At 67.5% G+C, this 20242-nt stretch carries 19 protein-coding genes and 4 pseudogenes; 10 read left to right on the top strand and 13 right to left on the bottom strand.

Features of this window, described 5'->3' with window-relative positions:
* Positions 1-477: 477 nt before the first annotated feature.
* Together ACZ67T_RS44755 and ACZ67T_RS44750 are read left to right on the top strand one after the other, a co-directional pair.
* Positions 478-690, top strand: coding sequence for a hypothetical protein (locus ACZ67T_RS44755; RefSeq protein ID WP_469992638.1), 213 nt, complete (start codon positions 478-480; stop codon positions 688-690).
* 89 nt (positions 691-779) lie between these two features.
* Positions 780-914 (top strand): hypothetical protein, encoded by a 135-nt coding sequence (locus ACZ67T_RS44750; RefSeq protein WP_469992642.1) that lies wholly within the window; start codon positions 780-782, stop codon positions 912-914.
* A gap of 151 nt (positions 915-1065) precedes the next feature.
* Here ACZ67T_RS44750 and ACZ67T_RS44745 read toward each other — a convergent pair whose 3' ends face one another.
* From ACZ67T_RS44745 to ACZ67T_RS44730, 4 genes and pseudogenes are all read right to left on the bottom strand, one after another.
* Entirely contained in the window at positions 1066-1356 is a 291-nt protein-coding gene (locus ACZ67T_RS44745) for a hypothetical protein (protein WP_469992636.1), read from the bottom strand.
* Positions 1357-1970: 614 nt separating this feature from the next.
* Positions 1971-2552, bottom strand: a pseudogene (locus tag ACZ67T_RS44740) (transposase family protein); the annotation flags it as partial.
* Positions 2553-2695: 143 nt separating this feature from the next.
* Positions 2696-3004, bottom strand: a complete 309-nt coding sequence (locus tag ACZ67T_RS44735; RefSeq protein ID WP_469992640.1) for a transposase — start codon at positions 3002-3004, stop codon at positions 2696-2698.
* Positions 3005-3405: 401 nt separating this feature from the next.
* Positions 3406-4479, bottom strand: a complete 1074-nt coding sequence (locus ACZ67T_RS44730; RefSeq protein WP_469992635.1) for an Lrp/AsnC family transcriptional regulator — start codon at positions 4477-4479, stop codon at positions 3406-3408.
* A gap of 131 nt (positions 4480-4610) precedes the next feature.
* On the opposite strand from ACZ67T_RS44730, the gene ACZ67T_RS44725 reads away from it, so the two are divergent.
* From ACZ67T_RS44725 to ACZ67T_RS44715, 3 genes are all read left to right on the top strand, one after another.
* The gene (locus ACZ67T_RS44725; RefSeq protein WP_469992634.1) at positions 4611-6035 is read left to right on the top strand and encodes an MFS transporter; all 1425 of its coding nucleotides are present in this window, start codon (positions 4611-4613) and stop codon (positions 6033-6035) included.
* A gap of 74 nt (positions 6036-6109) precedes the next feature.
* Complete coding sequence (locus tag ACZ67T_RS44720) at positions 6110-7351, top strand: metal-dependent hydrolase family protein (RefSeq protein WP_469992632.1); 1242 nt, start codon at positions 6110-6112, stop codon at positions 7349-7351.
* Positions 7352-7483: 132 nt separating this feature from the next.
* Complete coding sequence (locus tag ACZ67T_RS44715; protein ID WP_469992630.1) at positions 7484-8179, top strand: GntR family transcriptional regulator; 696 nt, start codon at positions 7484-7486, stop codon at positions 8177-8179.
* On the opposite strand, the gene ACZ67T_RS44710 is transcribed toward ACZ67T_RS44715, so the two are convergent.
* The 9 genes from ACZ67T_RS44710 to ACZ67T_RS44670 form a co-directional block, all read right to left on the bottom strand.
* Positions 8162-9205: a hypothetical protein gene (locus ACZ67T_RS44710; RefSeq protein ID WP_469992628.1), complete on the bottom strand. Its 1044-nt coding sequence runs from the start codon at positions 9203-9205 to the stop codon at positions 8162-8164. The two genes, ACZ67T_RS44715 and ACZ67T_RS44710, sit on opposite strands and share 18 nt — an antisense overlap.
* A gap of 80 nt (positions 9206-9285) precedes the next feature.
* Positions 9286-9897 carry a DUF624 domain-containing protein gene (locus tag ACZ67T_RS44705; protein WP_469992627.1) on the bottom strand — a complete coding sequence of 204 codons (612 nt, stop codon included), beginning with the start codon at positions 9895-9897 and terminating at the stop codon, positions 9286-9288.
* Positions 9894-10805 (bottom strand): carbohydrate ABC transporter permease, encoded by a 912-nt coding sequence (locus ACZ67T_RS44700; RefSeq protein WP_469992625.1) that lies wholly within the window; start codon positions 10803-10805, stop codon positions 9894-9896. Before ACZ67T_RS44700 ends, ACZ67T_RS44705 begins: the two co-directional genes overlap by 4 nt.
* Before the next feature lie 9 nt (positions 10806-10814).
* On the bottom strand, positions 10815-11768 hold the full coding sequence (locus ACZ67T_RS44695) for a carbohydrate ABC transporter permease (protein ID WP_469992623.1): 954 nt from the start codon (positions 11766-11768) through the stop codon (positions 10815-10817).
* Complete coding sequence (locus ACZ67T_RS44690; RefSeq protein WP_469992622.1) at positions 11765-13090, bottom strand: ABC transporter substrate-binding protein; 1326 nt, start codon at positions 13088-13090, stop codon at positions 11765-11767. Before ACZ67T_RS44690 ends, ACZ67T_RS44695 begins: the two co-directional genes overlap by 4 nt.
* A 54-nt stretch (positions 13091-13144) precedes the next feature.
* On the bottom strand, positions 13145-14122 hold the full coding sequence (locus tag ACZ67T_RS44685) for an aldo/keto reductase (protein ID WP_469992620.1): 978 nt from the start codon (positions 14120-14122) through the stop codon (positions 13145-13147).
* 1 nt (position 14123) lies between these two features.
* Positions 14124-14996 carry an NAD(P)-dependent oxidoreductase gene (locus ACZ67T_RS44680; RefSeq protein ID WP_469992618.1) on the bottom strand — a complete coding sequence of 291 codons (873 nt, stop codon included), beginning with the start codon at positions 14994-14996 and terminating at the stop codon, positions 14124-14126.
* Positions 14993-15829 carry a sugar phosphate isomerase/epimerase family protein gene (locus ACZ67T_RS44675; protein WP_469992616.1) on the bottom strand — a complete coding sequence of 279 codons (837 nt, stop codon included), beginning with the start codon at positions 15827-15829 and terminating at the stop codon, positions 14993-14995. The genes ACZ67T_RS44680 and ACZ67T_RS44675 overlap by 4 nt, the downstream gene beginning before the upstream one ends.
* 15 nt (positions 15830-15844) lie before the next feature.
* On the bottom strand, positions 15845-16546 hold the full coding sequence (locus ACZ67T_RS44670; protein ID WP_469992615.1) for a GntR family transcriptional regulator: 702 nt from the start codon (positions 16544-16546) through the stop codon (positions 15845-15847).
* A gap of 88 nt (positions 16547-16634) precedes the next feature.
* On the opposite strand from ACZ67T_RS44670, the gene ACZ67T_RS44665 reads away from it, so the two are divergent.
* From ACZ67T_RS44665 to ACZ67T_RS44645, 5 genes and pseudogenes are all read left to right on the top strand, one after another.
* Positions 16635-18371 carry a dihydroxyacetone kinase family protein gene (locus ACZ67T_RS44665; RefSeq protein ID WP_469992613.1) on the top strand — a complete coding sequence of 579 codons (1737 nt, stop codon included), beginning with the start codon at positions 16635-16637 and terminating at the stop codon, positions 18369-18371.
* Between the two features lie 41 nt (positions 18372-18412).
* Positions 18413-18871 carry a ribose-5-phosphate isomerase gene (locus tag ACZ67T_RS44660; protein WP_469992611.1) on the top strand — a complete coding sequence of 153 codons (459 nt, stop codon included), beginning with the start codon at positions 18413-18415 and terminating at the stop codon, positions 18869-18871.
* Positions 18872-18948: 77 nt separating this feature from the next.
* Positions 18949-19299, top strand: a pseudogene (locus ACZ67T_RS44655) (transposase); the annotation flags it as partial.
* Positions 19300-19311: 12 nt separating this feature from the next.
* Positions 19312-19659: pseudogene (locus ACZ67T_RS44650) on the top strand (transposase); the annotation flags it as partial.
* Between the two features lie 34 nt (positions 19660-19693).
* A pseudogene (locus ACZ67T_RS44645) lies at positions 19694-20035 on the top strand (transposase); the annotation flags it as partial.
* Positions 20036-20242 lie beyond the last annotated feature (207 nt).

The raw sequence follows: 20242 nt of genomic DNA, 5'->3' as shown, positions 1-20242 counted from the left end.
ACACAGACAGCCGCCCACCCGGCGAAGAGGATTCCAAGGACACCTGCGCACTGTAGAACCACACCACCCGCCCCACCGCCCCGGCACGCGTGGCTTATCACTGAGCTCTTCGTGGGGTTGTCGTGGCGTGGTGACGGGGGTTGGACCCTGCGGTGCGCCGTGGAGATGTGATACGCGCAAGGTGGTGGACACGGGCCCAGGGGCCAGGCCGCGCGAGCGTGGATCCGGATGCTCGCGGCTCAGGGGTTCGAACGAGGTGAGAAGAACGGGGAGATCGCGAAGGAACTTCGAGTCGGCGTCCGTTCGGTGGAACGCTGGAAGTGGGCCTGGCGCGAGCAGGGAAACGTGGCGGTGCGTTCGTCCGGTCCGGCCGAGTGACCGAAGGTCCCTGCGGAACAATTTCCTCTCCTGGAAGCCGAGTTACTGAAGAGGACGGTTGCCCACGGGTGGCCGGACGAGAGATGGACCCTGGCCAGGGTGGCGATGCTGATCGAGCAGGTGCTCGGCCTGTCCTTGTCGGTGGGGGGTGTGGGAACTGCTGCGTCGGCACGGCTGACGAACTACTGCACCGGGCCCGGGGAACCGGGCCGTGCCATAGTAAGTCGTCGACAGGGCCTGAAACCGATGGCGGCCTACCTGCACGCTGGCCTCGACGAAGAACTGCAGCTGCCCGAGACGGCAAACGGATGATGTCCAGGCTCGAGAGCCGCGGCGACTTGGGGGCTGGACGGGTACCTCCAGCCCCCAAGTCGCAACGGGTCGACGCAGGCCTCAACGCCGTGACAGCCGGCCTGACCCTGAACTGGAGCTCGGGCAGCATCGAGGGCGCCGTGAACCGTATCAAGAAGACCAAGCGACAGCTCTACGGTCGAGTCGGATTCGAACTCCTACGCAAGATGATCCTGCTCCAGTGACCCTCAGTAACGGCTCCCCAGAATTTGTACCGACGTCGGTTCAGGTCAGCTGGACGAATCGGTGGACGCGAAAGGCCGTTCGGGGGTCGGGTTGGCCCTGGCAAGATTTTCGTGAAGCGGGGGTGTGCCTCCGTGCGCAGGTGACGCTCCGTCACGGGTAGCGGCGTCGGAGGTGGGCCATGAGGACGACGCGCTGGCGGAGGAGGGGAACTCCTGCGCGCCCGGCCATGATTCTTTTCTGGAGCTTCAGGTCTGTGATTCGGCCTTCGTTGACACCGGAGTTGAACGGTGTGGTGATGCCCTGCACGACAGCGGCCTGGTCCTCGCGGAGGGCCTTGGCCAGGCCGGCCAAGGCCGGAAGGTTCGAGTCCGTGAGTTGATCGAGCCAATCGGACAGCCCGGCTGCGTCGCAGCCCGCGAGCATGGCCGCGAACTGCCGCACCAGATAGTGGGTGCGCTTGAGCTCCGGACAGTGCTCGAACAGCCGACGGAGGCTCTCCGTCGCATGCAGCCGCGCCGGGATGGTGTGGTGGTGATCCAGCAGGCGACCTGGCGGGGCGAGGGCGGCCGCTCGCGCGGTGTGTTGATCGGCAGCCCTCGACGCAGCGGCGCGATGGCCATTTTGACCCGTTGGTAGTGGCCCAGGTAGCCCTTGGCGACGATCTCCTCGTGCAGCACCGTCGCGGTGTGCTCACCTTCGTCCCATCGTTGGCGCAGATAATCCAGATGCGGATCAAGTCCCGTGGACCGGCGCGGCGAAGTGCGCCGTACGCAGTCCTGCCAGGAGGCAGCGCGTGCGTACTTGGCCACTGTGCGTCGGTTCAGGCCGAGCTCACGGGCGATGGCGCTGAGTGAGCGACCTGTGTCGGAGACCGAGTGCACCGCCTCGAACAGGCGCTTGGCGTGGCGGCGAGAGGGAGAATCAGCTGCCTCGGACGGCTCCGCCGACGATGACGGAGCCGGTTCGGGTTCAGGTACCGCCTCGGTCAGGCAGCCGCGGTGGGCGGCGGCAATGTCAGAGACCCGTTTCGACAGCCCCTGCCAGAGGTGAAAACGGTCGCTGACCTGCACCGCGTCCGGAGCTCCTTCGTTGATGCCCTGCCGGTAGACCAGCGAGCCGTCCCGGCATACGACCTCGACACCGGGATGCGTGCGCAGCCAGGCAGCCAGCTGTTCGGCATCGCGCCCGGACCACAACTCGATCGGCAACCGCGTGCCGGCATCCACCAGCAGCGTGCCGTAGACGTCCGCGTACAGGGCGAAGTCGTCCACGCCCAGCACCCGCGGTGTCGTGATCGAAGGCAGTCGCATGCGCATCAGCTGGAACAGCACACTCGTCCGCGACAGCGGCGCTTTCAAGATGTTCAGGAGCCGGGCCCCGCCACGGCCGGCGAGCAGTACCCCGGCCATCTCCACCAGATGCTGCAGCAGCAGACTGCGACGCTGGTAGCGCACCGTCAGCCCGTCCACCTGCTCGGCGAACGTCCGCCGGTCACAGCTCGGACTGTCACAGAACAGGCGCCGTACCCCTAGGGTGATCAGCATCGAGCGTCCACCAGCAGCAACGTCGGCCAGCTTGCGGAAATACCGGCTGTGCACCCGAGCGGACTCGCGCCCGCAGTCCGGACACACTGCCATCAACTCGCGTGTCCGAGCGGCGATTCGGACCACTCCGCCCGCCGCCCACACGCGCTCCACCCGCACCACATTCAGGTGCGGAGACATAATCCGTACGAGGTCATCACACACTCTCAGACGGTCCCGCTACCCGTGACGGAGCGTCACCAGCGCACGGAGGCGCACCCCGCTTCACGAAAATCTTGCCAGGACCACTCAGACGAGTACGGCGACAGCTGGTGGAGCTCGCGCACATAGCCGTGGCGCGACCAGCGGCGAAAGAAGTCGTAGACCTTGCATGGCGCGGGCAGGTCGATGGGCATCGCCCGCCACTTCGCACCGTTGTCGACGAGATAGCGCACTGCGTCGACCATCTCACGGTGGCAGTAAGGCTCGGGATGTCCGCCCCGGCCCTCCAGCCAGGCCGGCACCGGCATCGAGGCCGTGACCTGGCTCCACTCTGTATCCGTAATGTCGGACGGGTAGTCCTGCCCCGCTGCCCCGCTGCCCCGCTGCCCCGCCGCCCCGCCGCGATCGCCCCGTACTGGTGAACGTAGCAGTCACACGGCAGAGTGGCCGCAGTGGCACCGGCGGTCTCGGTGATGGTGAACTGATGCGGCAACGGGCCTCCTGGGCCGGAGGGTTGGTCTCGACAACCGCACTCCTACCAAGAGGCCCGTTCGTCTACGCCCACCCAGCGGCCAGCATGAACGTTCGAGGCATCAAGCCCAACCCCACCGAATACAAGTCGGTTCACCACCACGCTCTCAGTCGGATCGTGCCGCCTTCTGACGTGCTGTTTCGTGGCATCCAAGCATCCGTCGAGCAACCACGGGTAGGGCCGTGGTCGACGACCGTATCGGTGGGGTGACCGTCAGCTGAGCGCTCGTAGGCGCTGGATGACCTTGTCCTCCTCCTGGTCGGCTGCGCTGGTGTCCTGCCAGGGACCGATGGGCACGGTGCGCAGCCGGCGCCCGTCGGGGTCCAGCACGTGGCCGCCGAGCTTCATGTTCCACAAGGTGATGGAGCGGTCGGCGATGGCCAGGCCGGGGAGGCGCTGGACCAACTGGGTCTCCAGCCCCTGCACTTGGGCCACCGACCGCAGCCAGGCCGTGAGGAGGAGATTGTGCGGTCCGGACAGGGAGACGCACAGGCGCGCTTCCCGCAGGCCCGACAGTGCCCTGCTGATCCGTTCCTGCTCAGTGGGTGGCACGCTGGCCCACAGTGTGACACCCACCGGCCATCCCGACAGGTGGCGGGCGAGTTCTACGCGGAAGGCCAGGGCCCCGCTCGCCTCCAGCCGGGCGAGTCTGCGCTTTACCGTGACCGGAGTCGTGCCCAGCCGGTCCGCGAGATCGACGAGCGGCAGCCGTCCGTCCTCCGCGAGGGCGCGGATCAGCGCGTCGTCGGCGTGCGTGAGTCGCACTGTAGGTGCGTTGGGGCGACGCGCCGCCGCGCGGCGGCCGACCAGCGCATCCCGTTGCTCGGGGCTCAGCCGATCGAGCCGCCAATCGCTGCCCGACTTGTAAGACGAGATGATCGGCGCGGTCCGGGTCGCCACGATGCCGGGCAGCCGTTCCAGGCGGAAACTCATGTATTTCGACAGGGCGGCGACGTCGTTCGCGATCAGAGTGATCAGCAGGTCCCGGGCACCCGTGGTGCGGTCCACCGTGAAGACGTGCGGGTCGTTGACCAGCTCCGCCGCCACCGTCTCCGCCATGCCGGGCGCGCAGTCCACTTCGACGATCGCCGACGTTCCCAGATCCGCCCATGGATGGCAGCTCACCCAGGCGCTACCGGCTTCGACCAGCCGCGCCCAGCGGCGGGCGGCGGTGGCCGCGTTGGTGCCCAGGACCGAACTGAGCTGTGACCAGCTCGCCCGGGGCGCGTACTGAAGGGCGTGCACCAGGGCGTAGTCGAACTCATCGAGTTTGTCCGAATCCAGCAAATCAAGCCTTCCGACTTAATCTTTCCCGCATTTTTGTCCGGCTAATGATATCTCCGCTCAAGATGTGCCCAACCCGGTGTCGTCCTCGCTGGAACGACGCCCGGGCAGACCGGGAGTATCAAGGAGCCCACATGACAGTGCCTGACACAGCGCACCCCGCGAGTCCGAACACCGCAGTCCCGCGCCGTGTGGCCGCGGTGGTCGGATTCCTGGCCTACATCGAGATCGTCAGCGGAGTACTGCAGGGCAGCCTGCCGCCCCTGCTCCCGGCACTCGGCGCCGTTCACCACGTCTCCGCCGGAGATCTGAACTGGGTGGCGTCGGTGCAGCTCATGGCGGCGGCCGCAGCGGTGCCGTTGCTCTCCAGGCTGGGCGACCTCTACGGGCACCGGAGAGTCCTGCGGTGCGCGGTGCTGACGCTGGCGACGGGCAGCCTGCTCGTGGCCACCGCGTCCTCGTTCGAGGCCCTCCTCGTCGGCCGGTTCCTGCAGGCGCCGCTGGCAGCGCTGCTGCCTCTGGAGATCGGCATCGTCCGCGACCGGCTCGACCCACAGCAGGCCCGCAAGGCCATCAGCCTGCTCATCGGCTCCCTGTCCGTAGGCGCGACCGTGGGCACGGTCGGCATCGGCTGGATCTTCCGGCTCCTGGGCGACCCCAACCATGCGCTCCTGGTCCCGGCGGCCATGACGGCCCTCGCCATTCCCGTGACCTTCTTCCTCATCCCCGAATCCGTCACGCGCAGAACCGGAGCACGGGTCGACTGGCTGGGTGCTCTGCTGCTCAGCGCCGGGCTGGGAACGCTGCTGTTCGGCCTGTCGAAGGCCAAGGAGTGGGGCTGGGGCGGGACCGTGCCGGCGCTGGTGGCCGCCGGCCTCCTCGTCCTCGCGCTGTTCGTGTGGATCGAATCCCGGCTGCAGGACCCGATGGTCGACGTGCGAGCGTTCGCCCATCCCTCCACGCTGCCGCTCTACGGCGCCAGCCTGGTCCTCGGTGTCGCCTTCTTCGGCGCCCAGGTCGCCACCGCCGCATTCCAGGCCAGCCCACCCGGCAAGCTCGGTTACGGTCTGGGGCTGGACACGATGCAGATCGGCCTGCTCGCTCTGCCCACGGCCCTGATGTTCATGGTGGGGGCGACGGTCACCCCGCGGGTCGGCGGGAGCATCGGATATCGGGCCACCCTCGCCTGCGGGCTTGCCGTCTTCGCGCTCGGCTACCTGCTGATGACGATGTGGCACACCGAGGTCTGGCACTTCGTCGTCGCGAACGTCGTGACCGGACTCGGAACCGGCATCGCCCTCAGCGCACTGCCCACCATGATCGTAGAGCTCAGTCCCGCGGACCGTACCGGTATCAGCGCAGGCATCTACAACACGCTCAAGACCGCCGGTGGCAGCGTCGCCGGAGGCGCGTTCGCGGCGATGTTCGCCGCGATGAGCGTGTCCGGCAGCCAGATCCCCACGGAAAGCGCCTATGTCGCGGTCTGGGCCATCTGCGCCGCAAGCTGCGCCCTGGCCACACTCCTGGTGCTCGCCACCCGCAAGCCTGCCGGCTCCTGACCCCACAGCGGTCGACGGGCCGCTCACCCCTGGCGGTGCCCTGACTTCCCGCCTTACGAAAGGAATCTGCGACCATGACCGTTTCCCCCACTCGCTTCATCCGTGCTCGGATGATCGACGGCACCGGAGATCAGCCGGTCGACGACGCGGTGCTGATCGTGGACCGAGAGGGGCGCATCAGCTACGCCGGCCCGGCCGACCGCGCGCCTCAGCCATCGGGTGAGCAGGTTGTCGACCTGGCGGCGCGCACCCTGCTCCCCGGGTTCTTCGACTGCCACGTCCACTTCGGCTCACCGAGCGTCCAGGGGATGATGCAGATCGGGGTCCGCCGTAGCCTCCGCGCCTTCCAGAGCGCGGAGCGGATGCACGCTACGCTCCAGGCCGGTGTCACCACGGCACGCGACCTGGGCGGCGTGGACGCGGGATTCCGCGAGGCCGTCGAGACCGGCCTCATCTCCGGCCCCCGGTTGCACACCGCCGTACGCATCCTTAGCCATACCGGAGGCCACGGCGACTCCACCCTGCCCAGCGGGATCAATCTGGCCGGCGTCTTGGGTGGAGGGAGCGAGATCGCCGACACGGTGGATGAAGCACGGCGTGCCACCCGCCGACTGATACGAGACAGCGCGGACGTCATCAAACTGTGTGCCACCGGCGGCGTGAGCAGCCCCAACGATCAGCCGGACGACGAAGGCCTGACGCAGGAGGAGATCGCCGCCGTCGTGGACGAGGCGAGGCGCCACGGCGGCCGCCCGGTGGCCGCCCACGCCCAGGGCACGGCGGGCATCCTGAACGCCGTACGGGGCGGTGTGACCAGCGTCGAACACGGCTACGCGGTCGACGACGCATGCATCGACCTGATGCTCGAGCGCGGCACGTTCCTGGTGCCCACTCTGTCCACAGCGACGAAGGTCCCGGAGCCGGGAAGCGTCCCGGAGTACCTGTACCAGAAGAAGGTCCGCTGGTCCGCCATCGCCCAGGAGAACATCGCAAAGGCCCTGCAGCACGGCGTGAAGGTCGCGCTCGGCACCGACGCGGGGATATGCCCGCACGGTCGCAACCTGGAGGAATTGGTCCACATGGTCAAGCTCGGCCTCACCCCCATGCAGGCGATCCAGGCCGGCACACGGAACGCCGCGGAACTCCTGGGCCTCTCCGATGTCCTCGGCACTCTCGAACCAGGGAAGCGCGCGGACCTCGTGGTGTGCGACGGCGACCCGCTCACTGATATTGACGTGCTTGCCGACCCGGCCAACATCGTCTTCGTCGCCCAGGAAGGGCGTGCCGCCAAGAACCTGATCAGCGCCGCAGTCTGAGCTTGGCGTCTACTGTAACCTCGCTGGGCTTTGTGAGCCGCCGACTTGTATGGGGGTAACGGGACGCGGTCGGGTTGGCGGCCCCCGCGCCCTAGTCCTGGCCGCCCGAGCGGCGACCGATACCCTTGGCCCATGAGTGTGCGTGACGCAGGCCCCTTCGATCGCCGCAGTCTTCGCGAACGGTGCATTGCATACCTACGCGACCAGATCGTTTCGGGTGCGCTGCAACCCGGCGAGCATGTCCGGGAAGTCCAGCTCAGCGACATTTTGGGAGTGAGTCGGGGTACCCTGCGAGAAGCGCTACGTCCGCTGGAGACTGAGGGTCTGCTCGTCAACGAGGGCAACGGGCGCATGAAGGTACGCAAACTCAGCCCCCAGGAGATCGCCGAGGTCTTCGAAGTACGTACGGCGCTGGAGATCCTCGCAGCCACCAAACTCGCCGAAAGCCCGCGGCGTGCGGAGTACGCGGACGCGCTGGAGCAGAAGATCGCGCGGCTGCGGGAACCCGACCTCGGATTCAGCGAGCGCATCGAGACCGACCTCGGCTTCCACGCTCTCCTGTGCGAGCTGACGGGCAACGGCACGCTGAGTCGGTCGTGGCTCCAACTGACCAGCCAGATCCGCATGATGATCATTGCCGCCGGGTCGAACCGGGCGGTCGGCAGGATGCGTTACGAGGAGCACCTGCCGATCGTCGCTGCCATCCGCACCGGGGACGCACAGGCCGTCCGGGAGACGCTCACCAGCCACATGGGTGACTTCACCCGCCGCTACGTCGGCGACGCGCACGCCCGGACGACCGGGGAGGCCTCAGCGCACGCTTCGTAGCGTGGCGAAGAAGGCCCTCTTCGTTTCGGTGCTGACACCCCAGTTGACCGGCACGGCCTGGTAGCCGTTCTCGTAGTCACCGAGCGTCGGCTGCGGCGGGTCAGTGGTGACGGAACCCGGGTCGAAATAGCCCCATGAGGCGCCGGCGGCCAGAGCCGCCTTCATGTGGTTGTCCGGCTTGTCGAAGTCGAAGTGGTCGTCCTCGTTGAACATGATCGGCTTCGGGGTGTACCCGGGCGTGGCCTTGATCTCCTCGACCATCTCCCGCAGCCGGTCCGGCGCCGGAGTGCCGTTGCCGTGGATCAGGACGAAGTCCGCCTCCGCCGCGACCTGTTCGGTGATGATGGGCGGATGCGCGAGGAAACTCGTGCTCACCAGCAGCCTGCGGCCCTCGTGCGTGACCGACTTCGCGAGGGCGATCAGTTCGTGGACGCGTTCGGCCTTGATCAGGTCGTGCGTGTAGTGCTTGTGCCAGTTCACCTCGTTGGCGATCTCCAGCAGCACGTGCCGCCAGCCCGACCGCAGCACCCAGGTGCAGACCTCGGTGACGGCACGCCTGATGGCCGGTTCATCCCGCAGCCGGTGGTCCTGGCCGTGGTAAAAGGCGTCCAGGACGACGACGAGTCCGAGCCGGTCGGCCTCCTCGATGATCCTTCCCAGACGCTCCCGGTACTGGTCCCGCAGCGCGCCCTCCGCCGTGAAACCTCCGTTGTCCCAGGGCTGTTCGACGCTGTACCCCTGCGGGCTGCCGCCCTGGACACCGATGGTGAAGGCGTCCAGCCCGTCCCGCTTCCACTGCGGCATCGCGGCGAGGAACTCCCGGGTGTTGCGCTCCGCGTCCCAGACACCGGTGTCTGGGTAAGCCCACTTGCGCACGGTGTCGGGGTTCGCGTCGTCGAACGCCCCGTTGATCATGCGGCTGTTCAGCAGCAGCCCGTCGAGCGGGATGCCGTCGAGCGATTGGCCCTGGTTGGCGATCCGTCCGTCGACGACGAAGTCGGTCCCTCGGATCTCGATCGAGGTCATGCGGTGTCTCCTTGGAGGGATGCGGCCGGTCGGGCTCACAGGGAGTGGCCGGTCGGGTTACACGGATGTGGCCGGTCGGGTTACAGGGATGTGGCCGGTCGGGCCGCGGGCCGGCCGTGGGCCGTGACGACCAGGCGCGCGGCGGGCGCGGCGATGAGCAGGGCACTCAGCGGCTGGACGTAGACGCAGTAGGCGGCGAGCAGCGCGACGGCGGTGGTGAGGCAGGCGGCTGCCGGCCGGCGGACGATCCGCTCGACCGTCAGCCGGTAGGCGTTCCGGACACCCGTCGCCTCGCGGGTGAGCGCCGGGAACAGGTTCGTGGCGAACACGAGGAAGGGGAGCGCGATCGCGGCCAGCGCCACGGTGCCGTAGGGCCGCTGATCCCCCATGTGCGGGACGATCACGACGTTCGCCACCAGCAGCACGGCGACCGGCAGGAGGAGCGCCGCCGCCGCGATGCTCGTGCGGGCGGAGCGCCGTAGGTCGGTGAGGAACCCCGAGCAGACCGGGCCCTCGTCGCCCTCGGCCCATCTGCGCGCCGTGGCCAGGAGGGCGGTGGTGGCGGCGGGCGCCGTGACCACCAGAGCGGTGCCCACCGTCCACAGCAGGCTCAGGAACAGATACCGGCAGGAGGTGTCGAGCGCCCCGTACACCGGTCCGGACCACCAGGCCTGGCGCATCGGCCGCCTCATCCCTTCATCCCTGAGGTGGAGACGCCGTCCACGATCAGCCTCTGGAAGATCAGGAACAGCACAAGAGTGGGCAGCAGGGACAGCACACTCATGGCGAACATGGGACCGAACTCCGACTGCCCGGTGCCGTCGACGAACTGACGCAGCGCTAGGGGCACCGTGTACAGCCGCGAGTCCGAGAGGTAGATCAGCTGCGAGAAGAAGTCGTTGTACGTCCACAGGAAGGTGAAGATCGCCGTGGTGACCAGCGCCGGTGTCAGCAGCGGCAGAATCACCTTCAGGTAGACCTTGCCCGGGTTGCATCCGTCGAGTTCCGCGGCGTCGTCCAAATCCCGGGGAATTCCGCGGATGAACTGCACCATCAGGAAGATGAAGAAGGCGTCGACGGCGAAGAACTTCGGCAGGATCAGCGGGAGATAGGTGTTCACCCAGCCGAGGTAGTGGAACAGGATGTACTGCGGAATGATCGTCACCTGCGCGGGCAGCATGATGGTGACCATCATCAGGGCGAACGCGATGCGCTTGAACCGGAATTCCAGGCGGGCGAAGGCGAACGCGGCGAGGGAGCAGGCGACGATGTTCCCGACGACCGCGCCGAGGCTCACGAAGATCGAATTCAGCAGCGGCCGTCCGAAGGTGCTGCCGTCGGAGATGGTCCAGCCGTCGGTGTAGTTGCTGAAGTCCCACTTGCTCGGCAACAGACCGGCCGAGCCGAAGATCTCGTCGGCGGGCTTGAACGACGCCGACAGCAGCCACACCAGCGGGTAGAGCATCGCGACCGCGCCGACGGCGAGGACGACGTAGAGCAGCACCCGGGTGGTGCGCTGGCCGGGAGTCGAGGGACGGGGTGCGGACTTGGCCGGGGGAGACGGCGCGCTTTCGCGGACGGGGTGAGTGGTGGTTGTCATCTCGAGTTCTCACTCTTCATCGGAGTAGTGGACCCAGTAGCGGCTGAGCCAGAAGTTGACCGCGGTCACCGCCCCGATGATGACGAGCAGGATCCAGGCCATGGCGGCGGCGTAACCCATCTGGAAGTTCGTGAAGGCGGCCTGGTACAGGTACAGGGTGTAGACGAGCATCGAGTTGTCCGGTCCTCCCTGACCGCCCCCGATGATGAAGGCCGAACCGAACACCTGGAATGCGCTGATCACTTGGAGGATCAGGTTGAAGAAGAGGATCGGCGTCAGCAGCGGCAGGGTGATGGAGAAGAACTTCCGCACGGTGCCGGCCCCGTCGAGGGAGGCGGACTCGTAAAGCTCGGTCGGAATCTGTCGGAGCCCCGCCAGGAAGATGATCATGGGTGAGCCGAATTCCCAGACCCGCAGCAGGATCAGCGTGCCTAGGGACCAGTTCGGGTCTCCGATCCAACTCGTCGTGGAGTGGATGCCGAACACACCGAGGATGTTGTTGAGGAGCCCGTTGGCGCCGAAGATCTCCCGCCACAGGATGGCGATGGCGACACTGGAGCCGAAGAGGCTCGGCAGGTAATACAGCGCCCGCCATATGCTCATGCCCTTGACGCCGCGGTTGAGGATGGACGCCAGCAGCAGCGCGAAGGCGAGCTGCAGCGGCACCGCCACGACCACGTAGGTCGCGGTGACCACCACGGACTTCTGCCACAGCGGGTCCCCGGTGAACATCTTCGTGTAGTTCTCGACACCGACCCACTTCGGTGAGGTGAGCAGGTCGTAGTCGGTGAACGACAGATACAGGGAGGCGATCAGGGGGCCGGCCGTCAGCACCACCAGCCCCACGATCCAGGGACTGAGGAACAGCAGAGCCCACTTGCCCTGCGGGCGCCGACGGTTCGTGGCCTTCGGCGCCCCCACGGTGGTCGGTGCCGCGGACGCGACCCGGGTCGTCGCGCTCACGAGAGGAATCCTCCGGCTTGCGAGAAGAAGCTGTCGGTTCCCGAGGAGATGGACTGCTGTCCGGTGGCGATGCTCTGACTGATCGTCACGAACGACGTCATGACCTGCGCGGAACCGTTCGGGAACTCCACGTCCAGCGCGGGAACGGAGTGCGCGTACTCCTTGGCGACGAGTTCGACGTAGTCGATGAAGACCTGGTCGGTCTTGCTGAACGTGATCGCCTTGCGCAGCTCCAGGTTCGGTGGGGCGGCGAACTCGGCCTGGAGGATCTTCGCGGCCTCCTCGTCGTTCAGGATGAACCCGATCAGGGCCGCCGCGTCCGCCGGGTGACTGGAACGGGCGTTGACCGCAGCCCAGTTGGAGGCTCGGACGAAGAGGCCGGACTTCGCGGCGCTGGGCATCGGAACGGTACTGACGGCCAGTTCGCTCTTCGTCAGCGTCTGGAAGCTGCTGAGGACGTTCGGATAGATGAAGAAGTTCGGCGCCTTGCCCGTCACCAGCAGGGAGTTGCCGAAGCCGCCGGTCATGGTCTGCGCGGTCAGGTCTCCGGGCGGGGCGGCACCGCTCTTGCGCAGCTCGGCCCAGATCTGGAACCAGGCTTCCAGGTCCACCTTCGAGAAGCCGAGCTTGCCGTCCTTGTAGAGCTCCTTGCCGCTCTGCCTCACGAAGATCTCGAAGCAGTTGAAGTCGGCGCTGTTGTCGATGGTGCCGAAGTAGCCGCTCTTCCCCTTCTTCTTGACGTCGTTGGCGAAGGAGATGAACTCGTCCCAGGTCTGGCCCGGCTCGGGGACCTGCATGCCCAGTTCGGCCAGCGCGCCCTTGTCCCAGATCACACCGTAGGCGTTGTCGCCGAGCGGTAGGGCCACGCGCTTGCCGCCGACGACTCCGCCAGAGAGCGACCTCTTGTCGAACTGCGACAGGTCCAGGAACTTGGACCCGTCGCGGTCGAGGGGAGCGAGGGCGTTCTTCGTGGCGTACTGCGCGACCATGTTCTGGAAGAGCGCCACGACGTCGGCGGCGGCGCCGCCCGCGATCTGGGTGGCCAGCTTCTGCGCGTAGGCCTCGTTGGAGAGCAGCTCCAGGTCGACCTTGCCGCCGTGCTTCTTGGTGTACAGCTTGAACACCTGCTGGAGCTTCTGCTGCCGCGCGCTCGAGCCGTACCCCGACATCTTCAGCGAGACGCCGCCCTGGGGCGTGGCCGAGGTGGACCCCGGTCCGCCGGAGGCGCCGCAGCCGGTCAGGGAGAGGGAGACCGCTCCGGCCGCTGCGACGCCGAGACCGAGGAAGGATCGACGGGAGGGTCCTCTGAGGTTGTCGTTCATGTGCGTGCCCTTCTTCATTGAAAGGTGAGGGAGGGGGACGTGGGGAGGACGGGCTCAGAAACCTTCCATTCGGTGGGGGACGTAGTGCGCTTCGAGCGCGCTCATCTCCTCGGGGTCGAGGGTGAGATCGACCGCCGCCACGGCGTCGTCCAGGTGATGGGGCTTGGTGGCGCCGACGATGGGTGAGGTGACGACCGGGCGGTGCATCACCCAGGCAAGGGCGACCTGGGCCCGGCTGACCCCACGGGCCTCGGCGATCGCCGAGACCTGGTCGCTGATCTTCCGGTCCTCGGCCTCGGCCTGCTGGTACAGGGTCTTGCCGAGCGGGTCCGTCTTGATCCTCTCGGCCGCGTCGTCCCATGGCCGGGTGAGCTTGCCCCGCGCCAGCGGGCTCCACGGCAGCAGCCCGACGCCCTGGTCCAGGCAGAACGGGTGCAGTTCGCGCTCGTCCTCCCGGGTCAGCAGGTTGTACTGGGTCTGCATGGAGATGAACGGTGTCCAGCCGCCGAGCCGGGCGGTGTACTGGGCCTTGGCGAACTGCCAGGCGTACATCGAGGAGGCGCCGAGGTAGCGGGCCTTGCCAGCCTTGACGACGTCGTGCAGGGCCTCCATCGTCTCCTCGATCGGGACGGTGTCGTCCCACCGGTGGATCTGGTAGAGGTCGACATGGTCTGTCTGCAGCCGGCGCAGACTGGCGTCGATCTGTTCCATGATGTGCCGCCGGGAGAGCCCCCCGCCGTTCGGCCCGGGCCGCATCACGCCGTGGACCTTGGTGGCGATGACGACCTCCTCCCGGCGGGCGAAGTCGCGGACGCAGCGGCCGAGGATCTCCTCGCTGTGACCGAGGGAGTAGATGTTGGCCGTGTCGAAGGAGTTGACGCCGAGTTCGAGGGCCCGCCGGATGAACTCGCGGCTCGGCTCCTCGGGCAGGCTCCACCCGTGCGCGCCCCGGTCGGGGTCGCCATAGCTCATGCAGCCGAGCGTGACGGCGGAGACTTCGAGTCCCGAGGCGCCGATCTTCAGATACTTCATGTCAGTGCGGCTCCTTCTGGAACATGCGGGCGATGCTGGAGTCGTCGTTGTGGCCCAGCCCCCTGCCGCTGGCGCGGGAGAACAGCTCGGCCGCCTGCTCGGCCAGCGGGGTCACGGCCCCCGCTTCCCTCGCAGCGGCGAGGACGAGCGAGGAGTCCTTGACGAAGATGTCGATCGCGCTCAGGACGTGCGGGGTGCCGTCGGCGAGCATCCGCGGTCCGCGGTCACTCAGCATGAACGAAGCGGCGGCACCGGACTCGATCGTGGCGAGCACCTGCCCCGGATCAAGGCCAAGCGCGCGGGCGAACTGCAGGGCCTCGCCTGCCGCGGCCAGGTGGACAGAGCACAGCAGCTGGTTGACGAGCTTCACGGCCTGTCCGTCACCGACCCGGTCACCGCAGTGCGCGATCTGCGCGGCCACCAGGTCCAGCAGCGGCCGGACGCCGTCGAGCACCTCGGGCGCGGCGCCCGCGAGCACGGTCAGCTCGCCGGTCACCGCCCGCACGGCCCCACCGGTCACCGGCGCGTCCACGACCCGGGCACCGACGGCTTCGAGGCGCCAGCCCGCGTCGACCGCGCAGTCGATACCGACGGAACTCATGAGGATCACGGTGGCGCCGGCTCTGACACCGGCATGGACGCCGCCTTCGCCGAACAGGGCTTGGTCGAGCTGTGCAGGCGTCGCTACCATCACGATGACCGCGTCGGCGTCGCGGACCGCCTCGGCTGCACTGCCGGCGGCGTGCGCGCCCTCGGCGGCCAGCTCGGCCATGCGGGCGGAGTCCGGATCGAACACCGTCACCGGAAGCCGGCGCAGCACCAGCCTGGCCATCGGCGCGCCCATGGCCCCGACTCCGACGAATGCGACCTTCACTCGGCCTCCCCGGCCTTCGAGGCGGACACGGCGGTCAGATGACTCAGGGCTGCTCGCACTTCCTCTTCCTTCGACGCGTACGGACTGTCATGTGTCTCCAACTCCAGGACGAGCGGGCCTCGGTAGCCGACCGCCGCAGCGCTGGACAGGACACCGGCGAAGTCGATGTCCCCCAGGCCCATCGGCCGCCGGATGTCCCCGGGGACGGCGTCGCGCAGATGAATCGTGGACACCCGGTCGGCGAACCGGGGGAACAACTCGGCGGGGTCCTCGCCGGTGGCACGGACGTGGGAGACGTCCCAGGCCTGGGTGACGCCGGGCGCCAGTGCGGCCAGCAGTTCGTCCGTGCGCGTCATCGTGTTGACCAGCCGCAGGTAGTGGGGCGCCTCGACGGTCAGCTCCACAGCCACCTCGCGGGCCCGGTCGAGCACGGGCTCCAGCCCGGCTGCTACCCGTTTCAGCTGCTCCTCGGCCGGCACTCCGGAGTCCTCCGGCTCGCCGCAGGTGAGCACCAGACGTTGACTTCGCGCGTCGGCACAGAAGTCGAGCAGCCGGTACATCGCCTCGCGTACCGCCGTGTGGTCGGAACCGCTGTTGAAGGACCCGGGATCGGCGTTGACACCGGTGACGGTCAGGGACACCGCCCGGACCCGGGCCGCGACGGCGGACAGCTCGGCGGCTGTCCCGGTGGGCGGAACGTGTTCGCACAGGCCGGCAAGGGCGCCCAGATCGACCTGATGGAAGCCGAGGCCGGCGATGGTGTCGAGTGCCCGCGGAAGTTCACGGTCGCGGAAGGTGATGGTGGAACAGGAAAAGGGTGGCAACGTCGGCATGACTCATCCGGTCTCTCAGTCGCGGGGGGAAAGAAGCTGTTCCGGTGCTGCCGGAGTGGGCTGGGCGTCGCCCTCGTAGCGGCGGGAGAAGTCAGCCATGTGCGCCGAGACGACCGCGGCCACGTGTACGGGATCTCCGGTCTCGATTGCGTCGACGATCGCGACGTGGTCCGCGTAGCGCATCCGGTCCGCCGCGCGGGCAGGGCCGGCCGCAATGATGATCATCTCGATCTGGCCGATCAGACGGCCCCACACGGCGCGGAGGGTTTCGTTACCCGTCAGCTCGCAGAGCTTTGAGTGAAAGGCCAGGTCCAGTTCGATCTGCGCACTGAAGGACAGCCCCGGGCCCTTCAGCGGCTCAAGCAGTCCGCGCAGTTCCGTGGCGCTCTCAGCACGGTCCGCACGCTGCGCCAGCTTGGTCGCGGCCAGCACCTCCAGCGCCTCGCGGACTTCGAAGACCTCGCAGATCTCCTGCCGGGAGAGCTCCCGGACGTGCATGTGTCCACGGCCGTCGCTGATGATCAGGCCTTCGACCTCCAGCGGGCGCAGAGATTCCCGCAGGGTTCCGCGGCTCACCCCCAACTCGCCGCTGAGCGTCACCTCCACGATGTGTTCGCCGGGGCGCAGAACGCCCGAAATGATCTGTTCTCGCACATAAGCGGTACAGCGCTCCCGTAGCGTGCTACGGCCGAGCGTGGCCTGAACACCGTTGGTCATGGCGAGAACCGTAACTGTTGACATTTTTTTGTCAACAGTTACGGTGACGAAACATCAACGCCGAGGAACGGACGGAGATGAGGGGTACGTGACGCGACTGTGGAATGCGCCGGACGACTTTCCCGACGAGATGCTCGCCGGTTTCGCCATAGCGAGTGGCCGGTGGGTAAGGCAGGTGCCAGGTGGTGTGGTGCGCTCGATGCGGGACCCGCGGCCGACGGTGTCGGTGGTCGTCGGCGGAGGATCGGGCCACTACCCGGCTTTCGCGGGGCTCGTCGGTCCCGGTCTGGCACACGGTGCCGCTGTGGGGAACCCGTTTTCCTCGCCGTCCGCCCGCCAGGTCGAATCGGTGGCACGAGCCTCCGACCAGGGTCGGGGAGTCCTGATGTGCTACGGAAACTACGCCGGCGATGTTCTGCATTTCGGGGAGGCGGAGGCCGCTGTCCGAGCCGACGGCATCGACTGCCGTACGGTGCGGGTGACCGACGACATCTTCAGCGCCCCGGCCGGTCGTGCGGAACTACGGCGCGGCATCGCGGGCGACTTCACCGTCTTCAAGATCGCCGGGGCCGCTGCGGCGGCCGGACACGACATGGACACGGTGGAAGCCCTGGCGCGGCGGGCGAACGCGCGCACCCGGTCGATGGGTGTGGCGTTCTCAGGTTGCAGGTTGCCGGGCGCCACCGAGCCGTTGTTCACCGTCCCCGAGGGACGGATGGCCATCGGTCTGGGAATTCACGGAGAGCCGGGCATCGCCGAGGTGGACATGCCGACGGCGGACGGCCTTGCCGAACTGTTCGTCGAGCGCCTGCTCTCCGCGGAAGAGGTGCCGCTGCCGGACGGGCCGCACGGTGCCCGGGTGGTCGCCCTGCTCAACGGCCTCGGTTCGGTGAAGTACGAGGAGTTGTACGTCGTCTACCGACGCGTCGCCGAACTTCTCGATGCCGCCGGGGTGACCGTGGCCGACCCCCATGTCGGTGAGTACTGCACCAGTTTCGACATGGCGGGGGTCTCCTTGACCCTGCTATGGCTCGACGACGAACTGGAGCGACTGTGGTCCGCGCCGGCCGACACACCGGCGTTCCGGACCGGGAGTGTGGACACTTCCCTGCTGCTACCCCCTCAGATCGCACCGGACGCCGAGAGCGGGAGCGAGCCCCTGCCGGAGTCGAGCCGAACGTCGCGTCGACTCGCGGCCAGGATCGTCACGACCCTCGACGCCTGCCATACCGCCATGGACGCTGCGGCCGAGGAACTGGGCCGCATCGACGCGGTGGCCGGTGACGGCGACCACGGCGTCGGCATGCGACGTGGCACCCGCGCGGCGGCCCGTGCTGCGACGGCGGTGACCGCGCGGGGCGCGGGCGCTCTCACCACGCTGCACGCCGCGGCGGAGGACTGGTCGGACAAGGCCGGCGGCACCTCGGGCGCGATCTGGGCGGTCATCCTGCGCGCCGTCGGACGCGAACTGGGCGACGACCGGGAGCCCACCCGGCAGGACCTCGTCCGCGGACTGAAGCGCGCAGCCGAAGACGTCACCTCGTACGGCAAGGCCGCGGTGGGCGACAAGACGCTGGTCGACGCGCTCGTGCCGCTCGCCGACACATTCGCCGCGGCCGTGGAAGCCGGCACGGACCCGACCGCCGCGTGGTCACAGGCGGCCGCCGCCGCGGAGACCGCCGCCCAGGCCACCGCCAACCTGCTTCCTCACCGCGGCCGGGCCAGAACCCACGGCGAACGATCCCTGGGCACCCCGGATCCCGGTGCTGTCTCCCTCGCGGCCCTCGCCCGGGTCGTCGAGCAGTCGTTCTCCCCGGTCCGCTGACCACCGTACCGACCAGCCCTTCAACGAACGGACTTCGAACCATGACCGCCTGGCGTCTCGTCGTCGGCTCGGACGACGCAGGATACGAGTACAAGCAGCGCATCAAAGCCGATCTCCAGAACAACTCTGACGTTGCCGATGTCATGGACGTCGGCGTCGACGCCGACGGGCACACCCACTATCCGACCGTGGCCATCCAGGCCGCCGAGATGATCGCGAGTGGTCAGGCCGATCGGGCAATCTTGGTCTGCGGGACAGGGCTCGGTGTGGCCATCGCCGCGAACAAGGTGAAGGGGGTGCGCGCGGTCACCGCCCACGACAGCTACTCGGTCGAGCGGTCGGTGCTCTCCAACAACGCGCAGATCCTGTGCATGGGACAACGCGTGGTCGGTATCGAGCTCGCCAGGAAACTGACCCGGGAGTGGCTCGCTCTTCGGTTCGACGAGTCCAGCCCGTCGATGGCGAAAGTCACAGAGATCCAGAACTACGAAGCCCCTTAGCTTGGCGTTTAACGTCGCAGGTCACTCGACGGGTTGACCTGATGACTTTCCGCGGACAGGGGTAGCGGCCGTCGTCCATGCTGCGAAGCGTCGAGCAACACTGCATGGAGGAACGGCCGCTGATGACGAGTCTTCCCGATGCCGCTGTCGGCGTCGACGCTCTCGGGTTGTTGTCCCGCTTTCGGGTCGAGTTCTACGACTGTCTGTACGCCCGCGCCGATGCCCTCTTCGAGCTCACCGACGTGATCGTGTGCAAGGACGGCCCCGTGCAGACCTTGGTCGACCTGAGTCTGGAGGCCGAGCACCGGCGCGGGCACGCTGCCCTCTATCAGGCGCTGAATGCCGGCTGGGCCGAGCTGGCCCGGATGCGGGGCCTGTTGGCCTCGCTGCCCGTTCCCCATGCGGTTGGTGGGCGGGTCGTTCTGGCCGTGGACGTCTCGACCTCCGTGGGAATCCGGCTCCTCGACCACGCCAAGAGGACCTACCCGAAGATCTCCAAGAGCTGGGTCGATACCGGCTTCAAGAACGCCGTCGTTGAGCACGGAGCCAACCTCGGAATCGACGTTGAAGTCGTCAACAGAAACCCGGGAGTTCGCGGATTCCACGTGGTCAAAAGGCGCTGGGTGGTGGAAAGAAGCCTCGGCTGGATCACGACGCACCACCGGCTCGCCCGCGACTACGAGACCCTGCCCACCAGCTCCAAAGCCATGATCCACATCGCCTCGATCGACAACCTCGCCAAGCGCATAACGGACGAGGCCACACCCGCCTGGCGAGGAACCTACTAGAAGATAAAGGGCAATTGACCTAGATCAAACGCCCTCTGAGCAACACGAGCTCCTGGCCAAACTCACCGGCAGCTGCCTCGAAATGACACAACTGACCACAGACATCCGGGACTTCGCTCCGCTCCTTGCGCCTCACGCCGACAACGCCCACGCACTCACGCGCTGGATAGCCCAAGTCCGAGCAGCCGACCTGCCTCATCTGCCTGCCTTCACCCGGGGCCTGGACCGAGACCTCGACGCCGTGATCGCCGGGCTCACCCTTCCGTACAGCAACGGCCCCACCGAAGGCGTCAACACGAAGACCAAGCGGATCGCGCGCCAGATGCACGGACGAGCAGGCTTCACTCTGCTTCGCCACAGCATCCTCCTCGGATAGCAGCACACTCCGTCACCACCGCAAGTGAGACAGGGTCGTTGATTGGACAGGAACGCCGGAAGCGCTGCGCTGATCACCTCGGAGACAGGAAAATTGTCTCGGGTGTTCCGGCCAGCCGATGGGTCTGCGATGCCGGTGAGCTCGTTGGACAGGATGGCAATGGGGATCAACCAGGGGACCACGGTTTGTCGCCACGGCAGCACCTGT

Source organism: Streptomyces sp. NPDC107517, from assembly GCF_055582645.1.
This window is presented reverse-complemented; position numbering and strand designations above follow the sequence as displayed.

What these genes read in the sequence shown, in the direction of transcription:
- ACZ67T_RS44700 (WP_469992625.1), bottom strand. Translation starts at nt 10,805, where the DNA reads ATGACAACCACCACTCACCCCGTCCGCGAAAGCGCGCCGTCTCCCCCG.
- ACZ67T_RS44705 (WP_469992627.1), bottom strand. Translation starts at nt 9,897, where the DNA reads ATGAGGCGGCCGATGCGCCAGGCCTGGTGGTCCGGACCGGTGTACGGG.
- ACZ67T_RS44690 (WP_469992622.1), bottom strand. Translation starts at nt 13,090, where the DNA reads ATGAACGACAACCTCAGAGGACCCTCCCGTCGATCCTTCCTCGGTCTC.
- ACZ67T_RS44710 (WP_469992628.1), bottom strand. Translation starts at nt 9,205, where the DNA reads ATGACCTCGATCGAGATCCGAGGGACCGACTTCGTCGTCGACGGACGG.
- ACZ67T_RS44715 (WP_469992630.1), top strand. Translation starts at nt 7,484, where the DNA reads ATGAGTGTGCGTGACGCAGGCCCCTTCGATCGCCGCAGTCTTCGCGAA.
- ACZ67T_RS44720 (WP_469992632.1), top strand. Translation starts at nt 6,110, where the DNA reads ATGACCGTTTCCCCCACTCGCTTCATCCGTGCTCGGATGATCGACGGC.
- ACZ67T_RS44725 (WP_469992634.1), top strand. Translation starts at nt 4,611, where the DNA reads ATGACAGTGCCTGACACAGCGCACCCCGCGAGTCCGAACACCGCAGTC.
- ACZ67T_RS44685 (WP_469992620.1), bottom strand. Translation starts at nt 14,122, where the DNA reads ATGAAGTATCTGAAGATCGGCGCCTCGGGACTCGAAGTCTCCGCCGTC.
- ACZ67T_RS44670 (WP_469992615.1), bottom strand. Translation starts at nt 16,546, where the DNA reads ATGACCAACGGTGTTCAGGCCACGCTCGGCCGTAGCACGCTACGGGAG.
- ACZ67T_RS44660 (WP_469992611.1), top strand. Translation starts at nt 18,413, where the DNA reads ATGACCGCCTGGCGTCTCGTCGTCGGCTCGGACGACGCAGGATACGAG.
- ACZ67T_RS44675 (WP_469992616.1), bottom strand. Translation starts at nt 15,829, where the DNA reads ATGCCGACGTTGCCACCCTTTTCCTGTTCCACCATCACCTTCCGCGAC.